Annotated in this window: 5 protein-coding genes; all 5 read left to right on the top strand. The window is 64.2% G+C overall.

From position 1 onward, the window contains the following. Positions 1-1130, top strand: a 1130-nt coding sequence (locus ACTS1Z_RS11995; RefSeq protein WP_442624704.1) for an autotransporter outer membrane beta-barrel domain-containing protein, incomplete at its 5' end; no start/stop codon positions are given. A 110-nt stretch (positions 1131-1240) separates the two neighbouring features. Further along, positions 1241-1801 (top strand): ECF-type sigma factor, encoded by a 561-nt coding sequence (locus ACTS1Z_RS11990; RefSeq protein ID WP_442624703.1) that lies wholly within the window; start codon positions 1241-1243, stop codon positions 1799-1801. Further along, a complete protein-coding gene (locus ACTS1Z_RS11985; RefSeq protein WP_442624702.1) occupies positions 1794-4157 on the top strand; it encodes a protein kinase domain-containing protein in 2364 nt (787 codons plus the stop codon). The genes ACTS1Z_RS11990 and ACTS1Z_RS11985 overlap by 8 nt, the downstream gene beginning before the upstream one ends. Before the next feature lie 205 nt (positions 4158-4362). Next, the gene (locus ACTS1Z_RS11980; RefSeq protein WP_442624701.1) at positions 4363-6021 is read left to right on the top strand and encodes a ShlB/FhaC/HecB family hemolysin secretion/activation protein; all 1659 of its coding nucleotides are present in this window, start codon (positions 4363-4365) and stop codon (positions 6019-6021) included. A 2-nt stretch (positions 6022-6023) separates the two neighbouring features. Continuing rightward, positions 6024-11513: two-partner secretion domain-containing protein (locus ACTS1Z_RS11975; RefSeq protein WP_442624700.1), on the top strand; the 5490-nt coding region annotated here is incomplete at its 3' end.

The raw sequence follows: 11513 nt of genomic DNA, 5'->3' as shown, positions 1-11513 counted from the left end.
CGCCGCCGCCGCCGACCGGCGGGCCACCGCCGCCTCCGCCCTCGGGTCCGCTCTTTCCGACGGCGGCGGAGACCTACAACCAGAATGGCGCGGCGATGCGGCTCGAAAATCTCGACCGGTCCAATGCCGACGCCAATCTGGCCTATATGAACGTGCTCTTCTCGACCGTGCCGGAGGCCCGGGCCGCTTTCGATACGACATCGGGCGAGATCTACGCATCGCTGCTCGCCCAGGCGTCGAGCGACGGTCTTGCGCGCACCCAGCGCCTGATCGTCCGCAGTCATGCAGCGACGGCGCGTGAAGGTCTCGGCCTGTGGGGCGGAATCTCCGGCGCGGACGGCTCGGTCAATGGCGACGGCAATGCCGCAACCGTCGATCATGACGAATATGGCTTCGATATCGGGCTCGACTATCGAGGCCCGGCGAACGGCTGGGCCGTCGGCGTGTCGCTCGGCTATTATGATGGAGGGCTCGATGTCGACGGCCGGCTGAGCCGCGCCAGCTATGACGGCTGGCACCTCGGCGTCTATGCGCGCTACGGCACGAGTGGCCCCGGCTTCACGATAAGCGGGGCGCTTTCACACAGCGATACGCGCGCCGACGTGACCCGCCGCATCCGCGTCAACACGCTCGACCGCACGGCGCGCGACAGCGTCGATACCGACAGCCTCGCGATTGCAGGCGAGGCGCGCTACGGCTTCGGTATCGGCGGCGACTGGGCCGTCGGACCTCTCGCCTCCATCCGGCACGCGAGCAGCGACCTCGGCTCGGTCGACGAAACAGGCGCGGGTGCGCTGAACCTCGACGGTGGCGGCGCCGATGACGAGGTCACGCGTTTCGGGGGCGGCGTGTTCGTCAACTGGCAGGGCGCGCGGGGCGGGCTCGATATATCTGCCCAATATGTCGACGGGCATTCCAATGTCGCCCAGGCCGGCTTCGCGCTCGAAGGTGCGCCAGCCGCGATCTTCCCGGTGCGCTCGCCGCGCACCGATGGTGCGGCAGCCCTCTTCTCGTTCTCCGGCCGTTACGAACTGGGCGGCGGATGGACGGTCGGCGGCGATGTCCGTGGTCTTGTCGGCGGCGAGGAAAACGCCATCTCCGGGTCGCTGCGCATCGGATGGGAATTTTGATCCATGCTGCGTCCGGAACATGTGTCATCCCCTTGTCCGCGCTGGACAATCCCGGGGATGCCGGGCAAAGATCGGCCGGGAAGTTCATCCAGCGCCGGGGGGCGAGTGGCATGGCCGAGGATGCGGACGCACCGGCAACGCAGTTGCTGCGTCGATGGCGCGACGGGGACGACGCGGCACAGGACGAACTCATCCGCCTTTTCTATCCGCGTCTCGAACGCAAGGCGGCCAGTCTCCTCGCCTATGAGAACCAGATATCGCTGGCGCCCGGCGATCTTGTGCATGAATCGATCATGCGGATCATCAACAGCGAGCAACTCGACTGGCAGGACCGGGCACATTTTCTTGCCCTTTCGTCGCGGCTCATGCGGCGCGTGCTCATCGATCATGTGCGGGCGAAGAATGCCGACAAGCGCCGCCATCGGCGGGTTACGCTGATGACCGGCCTGCACAACGGCCAGCGCATGGATTTGCAGGCGTTGCACCATGCCCTTTTGCGGCTCTCCGCGATCGACCGGGAGAATGCGGACATCGTCGAGATGCGGTTCTTCGGCGGAATGTCAATTACCGATGTCGCGGCCGTGACCGGCCTGTCCGAACCGACCGTCAAGCGGCGCTGGGCCGCGGCGCGCGTCTGGCTGGCGGATGCCCTGGCGCAAGACGATGTCTGATGACGAGCTGGAAATCGAGAAACAGGCGCTCGCCCTGCTGGAGCAGATTCTGGGTGCAGCCCCGGAGCATCGCGAGGCCTGGCTCGCCGATAACCTGCCCGACGATCCGGCCGTCGAAGCGCGGCTGCGCAAATTGTTGCGGTCCGCAGGGGTCGCCGACGAGCTGATCGAAACCGGCGGCCTGGGTGCCATGTCCGACTGGGAAAGCCCGCCCGAACGCGTCGGCGCCTATGCGATCGAGGAGCAGATCGGGGAAGGCGGGATGGGCGCCGTGTTCCGCGGGCGGCGCGATGCCGGGGATTTCGATCATGAGGTCGCGATCAAGCTGATCCGGCCGGGCGCGCTGACGGACGCGCTTATCGAGCGGTTCGAACGCGAACGGCAGACGCTCGCCGGGCTTTCGCATCCCAATATCGCGCGCCTTTACGACGGCGGCACGACCGATGACGGCAATCCCTATATCATCATGGAATATATCGAGGGCATGCCGATCGTGAAATGGGCCGATGCCCAGCGGCTCGATCTCGATGCACGCATGGCCCTGTTCGAAACGGTATGCGCGGCCGTGCGTTTCGCCCATCAGAACCTGATCGTGCATCGCGATCTCACGCCATCCAACGTCCTCGTCACGCCGGAGGGTGAGCCCAAGCTTATCGATTTCGGCATCGCCAAGCCGCCCGAGCTGGAGGAGGACCAGGCCGGCAATACCAAGGGGTCGCTGACAGGGCTGAGCCTCACGCCCGGTTTCGCCGCGCCCGAACGCATCAGCGGCGCGCCGACGACGACGCTGACCGACATCTATTCGCTGGGCAAACTGCTCAAGCTGCTGGTGGTTCGATGGGCAGAGGATGGCGATATCGCGGCGATCATCGCCAAGGCGACGGCCGACGATCCGGACGAGCGCTACCTCTCGACCGATGCGCTGCTCGACGATGTCCAGCGATTTCGCTCGGGCCGGGCAGTCGCGGCGCGCGGCGGCGGCCGTGGCTACGTCTTGCGCAAGTTCGTGGGTAGGCAGAAATTCGCCGTCGCGGCCGTCGCGGCGATCGTCTTGCTCCTCGTCGGCGGGTTGACGGCTTCGCTGATCGGTTTCGGCCAGGCGCGCACCGCGCAGGCCGAGGCGGAAGCGCGTTTCGGTGAAGTGCGGGAAATGGCCAATACGCTGCTCTTCGATATCTACGATTCCGCGGAATCGGTGCCGGGCACGACCGCAACCCGGCATATGCTGGCCGAAACGGGGCAGCGCTATCTCGACGCACTGGCCGCCGACCCCGACGCGCCACTCGATGTACGGCTCGAAGCGGGACGCGGCTATGCGCGGCTCGCGGATGTGATGGGCGGCGTGGGCGGCGGCAATCTCGGTTTACGCGATCAGGCGCTCGCCAATTACGAACGCGCGGACGAGATTCTGACGGCGCTGTTCGCGGCGAACGGGGCGAACGAAGAAGTCGCGCTCGCGCTTGCCGATTTGCGATATGAGCGCGCGGTGACGATGGCGCATATCACCGATGAGTATGAGCGCGGGATCGAGTTTGCGCGTTCCATCGGCCCAATACTGGACCGCGAATGCGAGGATCGAGACCAATGCGTGTTGCTGCGCGCACAGGCCTTTGTCGTCGAAGGCGAAAATCTGCACTGGCTGGAACGGCCGGACGATGCAATCGCCCGATACGATCGGGCGCTCGCCGCAATCGAGGATCTGAATCCCGATTTCCGGCGCACCGAAGAGGCCGTGCGCGCGGAGGCGCGCGCTTATTTTCTCAAATCTCGGGCATTCTACGCACAGGAAGATTTCGAGGAAACGGTCCGGCAGGCGGAGATTGCCGCGCGATTGCTGATCGATGCCGAGGAGCGGGGACTGTCTTCGCCGGGGCTGGAGCGAGATCTGGCCGGCGTGGAATTCGTGCGTGGGGGAACGCTGAACGATCTGGAGCGGACCGCCGAAGCCCTGCCGGCGCTCAACCGCGCTTATGCGATCATGGGCCGGCTCGTCGCGGCTGACCCCGAAGACATGGGAAGCCTCCGGTTGCTGGCGGTCGCCGGCGGGATGCGTGCGCTGACGCTCGCCTCTGCGGGTGACTATGAGCCGGCGATCGCCGGCGGCCTCGCCGCGCTCGAAATTCGCCAACGGCTGTCGAGCCAGCATCCCGACCAGGTCGGTTTCTTCCGGGATGTCGCGATTCAATACAGGGATATGGGCGATATCTACGATCGCGCCGGGCGCCGCCGCGATGCCTGTCGATATTGGCGCAGCGCAATCGAACAATTCGACGCGCTCGACCGACGCTGGGAGTTGAACGACTTCGATCGCAACTTTGCCTATGCGCAAGCCTCGGAATCGCTCGACGGCTGTTAGAGGCGATCGCCCGCTCACCGTCGCGGCGCATATTTTCTTAATTTAGTTTTCTGGTCTGATCCGATTCTGCCGATTCCTACGCTTTCCGAGATGAGCAGGTGAAGCGTATGGGGGCGGGAAGTCTATGTATCATGGCCGGTCTGCAAGGCGGAAGACAACGGATCATCATGGGTCTGTTGGCCTGATTCCGGCGATTGTCGGTGCCTTGGGATGCGCGTCGCTCGCCAGCCCGGTTGCGGCCCAGACCGTCCAACCGGGCGGCACGGTTTCCGATCAGTTCGAAGAGCCCGAGCTCCCGCAATCGCAACCGGTCGCACCGTATCGGATCGAGATTCCGGACGCGGACTCCGATGCCGCACCGCAACAGGCATTCGCCGTCTCCCGCATCGTCGTCGATGGCGCGGAACGCTTTCCCGAGATCGATTTCGCCGCGATGACGGCGGGGTTCGCGGACCGCGAGGTAACGCTTGGCGAACTCAACGGACTGGCGTCGCGGATCACCGCCGCGCTTGCCCGATCCGGCTATGCGCTCGCCTTTGCCATCGTGCCCGAACAGACGGTCGAGCAGGGCGTCGTGCGGCTGCGCATCGTCGAAGGCAGCATCGACGCCATCACCATCGAATTCGAGGAAGGCTCGCTGCCGGTCGGCCGCGCGCGGATCGAGCGCGCGATCCGCCAGCGGCTAGAGCCGCTGGTCGGCGATAGCGCTGTGCGCACCGCCGATCTCGAACGGGCCGTGCTTGGCGTGAACGATCTTTCCGGCGTCACCGTATCGGTCGTGATCAGCCCCTCGGCCACTGTCGAAGGCGCGGCGTCGTTGCAGGTGCTCGTCAACACGGATCGCTACGACGTGCTGATCGGTGCGGACAATCGCCTGCGCTCCGAATATGGCCGCGAACAGATTTACGGAGCGTTCGCCGCGCACTCCCTCCTGTTCGTTGGCGACAGCCTGCAATACTCTGCGCGCACGGCGCTCGATTTCGACGCCTTCCACTATTTGTCCGCAGCTTATGAAACGTCGATCGGGCGCAGCCCGTTGCGGGCACGGGTACATTTCTCCACGGCCGAAACCGAAGCGCAGAGCGGCACGCTGGGCCTTCTCGAATTCGAGGGCGAGGAGCGGACCTGGGGTTCCTCGCTCCGCTATCCGTTCATCCGTTCGCGCGCGCGCAGCCTGTGGGGATCGCTCGCATTCGACGGCATCGATACCGAAAGCCGGTTGTTCGATACGCCGGTCGTCGATGAGAATATCCGCACCGTATCGGCGAACCTGACCTATGATTGGGCGAGCGGCGACGGCGCGCTCTCGCTCTTCTCCGCAACGCTCGTTCAGGGCATATCCGGGCTCGGCGCGTCGAGCGCGAACAACCCGCTGCGCAGCCGCTCTGCCGGCAAACAAGACGCAACCTTCGCAACCTTTCGCTTCTATCGCGATCAGCCGCTGCCCGCCGGATTGCGCTTTCGCTACAATGGCGAGGCGCAATGGCTGATCTCCTCGGGCGGTCTGCTCGCCGCCAATGAATGCACCTTCGGCGGGCCCGCGATCGGCCGCGCCTATGACGCGGGCGTACTGAGCGGGGAGGAATGCCTGTTCGCCAGCGGCGAACTCGCCCGGCCGACGCGCGCCGGCGAGCATGTCGTCGAACCGTTCGCCTTTTTCGACTGGGGCCGGGCCTATCAGCGCGGCCGCCTCGAACCCGGCCAGCCGCGCGTCACGGACGCGCAATCCTACGGTTTCGGCGTGCGCTTGATCACCCGCTTCGGGCTGCGCGCCGATGTCCAGCTTGCCGTGCCCGCCGAGCGCCTGTTCCCGGGCGACGACCGCGATCCCCGCCTTTTTTTAACGCTCAGCTTCCAGAGGTGACCATGTCCCATCCTGCAGCCATCACCCGCAAGAGCCGCGCCGCCCTCCTCGCCGGCAGCGCCGTCATCGCCCTCTCGATCGCCACGCCTGCAAGGGCCGAACCGCAGGGCGGCGTGGTGATCGACGGCGATGCGCGGATATCGGGCGAGGGAAGCGGCGACGTCCGGATCGATCAGTTCAGCGACCGGGCGATCCTCGAATGGTCGGATTTCTCGATCGGCCTGAACGAGTCCGTGCGCTTCCTCCAGCCGGGCGCATCGTCGATCGCGCTCAACCGCGTCGTCGGCGAGAACCCGTCCAACATCTTGGGTTCGTTGACCGCCAACGGCCGTGTGTTCCTCATCAATCCCAACGGCGTGGTGTTTGGCGAGAATTCGCGCGTCGACGTCGCCGGACTCGTTGTCAGCACGGCTGATATCGAGAATGCGGCGTTCATGCAGTCGGACCGGTTCGAATTCGACCGGCCCGGCGATCCCGATGCGATCATTGTCACCGCGGGTACGATCACGGCGCATGATGCCGGCATTGCGGCCTTCGTCGCGCCGCATGTGCGCAATGACGGCATCATTCGGGCGCGCATGGGCAGCGTGTTCCTCGGCGGCGCGGAGACGTTCACGCTCGACCTGACGGGCGACAACCTCTTCCATTTCGGCGTGCAGGGTGTCGATCGGTCCGATATGCGGCCCGAAGAGACGGGCGGGCCTGGCGTCGGCCATTTCCGCGGGACGATGGACCTGACCGCGCTGGCGGCACGCGATGTCGTGAATGGATCAGTCCGGGTGGGGCAGGCGCGCGCGAATTTCACGGCGGTCGACAGCAATGGCCGGGTTCACCTGACCGCAAACCGTGTGTCGCGCGGGCCGTCGATCACCCTGCGCGGCGCGGGCAGCGTCGAGATGGGCGGCGATGCCGTCATCGACGTTTCGGGCCCGACCCATGGCGGCCGTGTCGAAATCGCCGGCGAGAATTTGACGCTGGATGGCACCATTACGCTGGACGGCGAGGAACTCGGCGGCGTTGCGACGATAGCCGCGACGCGGCAGCTCTCTTATGGCGCGGACCTCAGCGCGTCCGGGATGTTCCGCGGCGGCACGGTTTCGCTGTCCGGCAATTCGCTGTCGCTCGCAGGTACGATCACGGCCAATGCGGATATGGGCACGGGTGGCCGGATCACGATCGCGGCTGGCGACCGCTCCATGGAAACCGCAGATTTCGCAGCCGATGCGAGCGGCCTGCACGGCGGAACGATCAGCTATACGTCCGGCCGCACCATCTTGTCGTCGGGCGCGTTCCGCGCCGCCGGCACGAGCGGCTTCGGCGGCGAGATCGACGTAACCGCGCCGACCGTCAACCTGCTCGGCGCGCAGTTTCTCGCCTATGGCGGGGTGGGTGGCGGCCGCGTCCGGGTCGGCGGCGAATATCAGGGCGGCCGCGATCTGGCGCAGGACGAACTCGCCAATGCACGCAAGGTCACGGCGACCGACAGCACGATCATCGATGTCTCGGCGCATGGCGCGCGCGGCAATGGTGGCGAGGCCGTCATCTGGTCGGACGAAAACACGACCTGGCTCGGCCAGACCTATGCGATGGGCGGGCAGGTTTCGGGGCAGGGTGGGCTGATCGAGGTCTCATCCGCCGAAACCCTGTATTGGGACGGCACGGTCGGCACGGCGCGAAACGGCCTGCGCGGCGGCACACTATTACTCGATCCGCGCGACATCATCATTGCGGAGGAGAGCCCGGCCGCGACGATCAGCCAGTATGATCTTGTCATCGAAGCGCTTGGCGATTTCTATTATGCCGACAGCCTGTCGCTGGGCATCGAGAGCGAGGATGCTTTCGGGACCAGCGTTTCCCTCGATGGCAATCGTCTGGCGGTCGGTGTTCTGGAGGAGGATTCTTCGGCTGAGGGTTCGAATGTCGGCGCCGTCTTTCTGTTCACTTTCGACGATGCGAATTTCTCGAACCCCCAATTCGCGTCGGTGATCGGCCGCGGCTATGTCGGCGGGCGCAACATCAACATGCCCGATCTGGAAACGGCCAACCGTTTCGGATCTGCTGTCGCGCTTGATGGCATGCAGCTGGCCGTGGGGCAGGCGCGCTGGGAGGTGCCCGGTTTCGGGGGCAACGACGATACCGGCGCGGTCTGGCTCTATACCTTTGACGATCTCGACTTTAACGGCGGCGAACTGGTTGGCAGCATACGCATCAATGCCTCGGGTGACCGCAGCTTTGACATGAGCGGGAATATTGGCGGTCAGCCAGAGCTCAACCCTGGAGATTTCTTCGGAGCTTCGCTTGCCTTGTCGAACAATCGATTGGTTGTCGGCGCGCCGGGCGTTAACGGGCGTGGAGGATTGAGCAATCCCAATACCGGCGCCGTTTTCGTATTCGATTTCGACGACAGCACTTTTCTCAATCCGACGCTCTATACGGTGATCGAACAGGTTACCGACGTGACGTCGGGAACTGTTGATGCGCTCGAGCTCACCGATCTCGACCGCAACGATCGTTTCGGCCAAAGCGTCGCGCTGCTCGGCAACAGATTGTTCGTGGGTGCGGATGGTGACGATGGGGCCGCCGACGATATTTCGGCTGCGGGTGCCGTTTACGAGTTCGATATCTCCGGCGCGCCGGTTCTCTCGGGCATCATGGGTTTTGGCTATGACGGCGCAGGCGATACGGATCTGACTTTCCTCGATGCCGAGGATCTTTTCGGCAGCGGCCTCTCTGCCGATGGCACAATGATGGCTGTCGGTGCTATCGGGGATGAGGGACCGGGAGGCAATGAAGGTTTCGAAGAAGATGACATTGGGGCGGTGTTCCTCTTCGATGTCGGTACGCCGGGCGCGCCGGTGCTCACTTCGACGATCGGCTTCAATTATACCGGCCCGAACGATGTAGCGGTCGGCAATATCGAATCGTTCGACGAATTCGGCGCGTCCGTGTCGCTCGATGCCGGGCGTCTCGCCATTGGCGCACCGGGCGACGATGGTCGCGACAATGTTCTCGTCAGCCGTTTCGGCCGTTCCTTCGGAGGATCGGGCTCCGTCTATCTGTTCGACGTATCGGGTGTCACGCCTGTCCAGCAGCTAATCATCGGCGGCGCCTACGAAGCGCCCGACGGCTATTCCTTCTATATCCCGGGCATTGAATCGAACGGATTCTCGCGGGCCCTGTCGCTCGACGGCACCCGCCTCGCCATCGGCGCGCCGGGCGACGATGGAGCCGACGGGCAGACCGACAATGGCGGTGCCGTCTATCTCATCACCTTCGACGATATGGATTTTAACGGCCCGCAGCTCGCCGCAACAATTGGTGACGGCTATGTCGGAGGTCGGAATATCAACCTCGATCTCGATCGCGACGACTTTTTCGGTTTCGAGGTCTCGCTGGACGGCACGCGGCTCGCCGTGACTGCGGGCGGCGACGACGGAGCTGACGGCGCTGACCGAAGCGGGCCGGGCGCAGTTTACCTCTTCACGTTCGATAATCTGCTGTTCGATGGCGGCGCGCATGTCGGCACCTTCGGTGACGGTTATTCGGGACCGAAGGATTTCGATCTTGCCGGTGACGGCGTTCCCTATCACGGCACCGGTCCGCTTTCGATCTCGCTCGACGGCAACCGGCTGGCCGTGGGCACGGAAGGGATTGCCGGCGAGCTGTATGGCGTCAGCCTTTTCACCTTCTCCGACGACGAATTTTCCGATCCGGTGCTCGCTCTGCGCCTCGGCGATGGTTTCCCGATACCGTCGACCGATTTCCAGCAGGCGTACGGTAACTCAGGCAGCTTCGGGCGCAGCGTTTCGCTGGACGGCAACCGATTGGCCGTTGGCGCTCCAACCGACACCGGCGCGCCGGGCATCCACTCTTCCACGGTTTCGGCTTTTCCGGCTGGTGCCGTTTGGCTGTTCTCCTTCTCGGACGAGAATTTCTCCGATCCTGTGCTGACAGGCAAAATCGGTCTCGGTCATGCCGGTGATGGCAGCTATTCGATCGATGATCTTCCTTTTGAGGGGGCTTTCGGGCAATCGGTTTCGCTCGATGGCGATACTTTGGCGGTTGGCGTGCGCGTTGCGGAATTCGATTCGACGCGGCGCGGCGCCGTGCGGCTTTTCCAGTTCAACGGGCCCGGCCTTACCGATATTCGCGATCTCGGCGCGATCAGCGGTGATGATGACAATCGCGGACTGGTTCTCGATCTCGACGAGAATGACAATTTCGGTTTCGCGGTCTCTCTAGATGGCGGCCGCCTTGCCGTCGGCGCACCGGGTTCGGACGGTTTTGAAGATGCGCTGACCGAGACGGGCGGTGTCTATTTCTTTGACCTGAGCGGCATCGATCTTTCGCCAGCACCGGCGGGACCGTTGCCGGGGCTGGGTTTTGGCGATGACGCCGATCAGCGGGTCACGATCCGCCCGGCGTCTATCGAAGAGGTGCTGAGCGAGGGCACTTCGCTTGTCATGCAGGCAAACAACAACATCTTCGTACTCGCGCCGATCATGGTCGACAATCCGAATGGCGATGGCGGTGATCTGACGCTGCAGGCGGGCAAGGGCATCTCCATCCGCCAGCCGATCGTCACCGACAATGGCGACCTGACCCTGCTCGCCAATGTACCCCAAAGCGCCGGGGTGATCGCGGATCAACGGTCGCCGGGCAATGCCGTGATCTTCATGGGCACGAATTCTTTCATCGACGCCGGCACAGGCAACGTCTTCATGGAAATTCAGAATGGTGCCGGCCGGTCTGCCGATTCCAGCGGCAACATTCGCCTGACCTCGATTTCGGCGAACACGATCGAGGTCTTGAACACAGGCTCTGACAGCTCCGGCAATCTTACCGTTGCTTTGGGGTCTGTCCTAGAAGCATCCGGCCCCGGCAACGCCATTGTCATTCGCGCGCGGTCTTTCGACAATCGCGGCGATAGCAGCATATTCTCGTTGACCGGCGGCGGCCGATACCTGGTGTATTCGGACATACTGTTCGGCTATCCCGGCGCACCGTTCGAGGCCACCGTGCTCCGCCCGACATGGACAAACAACCTCGCCGAAGGCGGGGGCATTTACGATACGTCCAGCTATATCCTGAACGAGAGCTTCGAGAGCTTGCCGCCCGGCTCCGTGCCGATGGACGGCAATTATGTGATTTTCGCCGAGCAGCCGATCCTGACGCTGTTTACCGCCTCGCTCGTGCGCGAGGAAGGGCAGCCCAACCCGCCCTTCCAGTTCAATTTGAACGGCGTATTGGCGGGCGACGTCATCGACGACGTAATCACCGGCATGCCAACGTTCACGACCGAGGCCGATATCGATTCTCCGGTCGGCGAATATCCGATCATACCGTCGCTCGGGGATCTCGCATCGCCTATCGGTTACGGTTTCGCCATTGCTGATACCAATCCCGTAGTCCGCGTGGTTCCTGCAGGTAGCCTCCCACCGCCGCCGCCACCACCGCCGCCGCCTCCGCCGCCACCGCCACCGCCGCCGCCA

Origin of the sequence: Parasphingopyxis sp. (genome assembly GCF_052168295.1) — a bacterium.
Classification (GTDB): Bacteria; Pseudomonadota; Alphaproteobacteria; order Sphingomonadales; family Sphingomonadaceae; genus Parasphingopyxis.
The sequence above is the reverse complement of the archived record's forward strand: the minus strand, read 5'-3'. Positions and strand labels throughout refer to the sequence as shown.

Excerpts from the sequence above, each read along its gene's own strand:
- ACTS1Z_RS11990 (WP_442624703.1), top strand. The coding sequence starts at position 1,241 with ATGGCCGAGGATGCGGACGCACCGGCAACGCAGTTGCTGCGTCGATGG.
- ACTS1Z_RS11985 (WP_442624702.1), top strand. The coding sequence starts at position 1,794 with ATGTCTGATGACGAGCTGGAAATCGAGAAACAGGCGCTCGCCCTGCTG.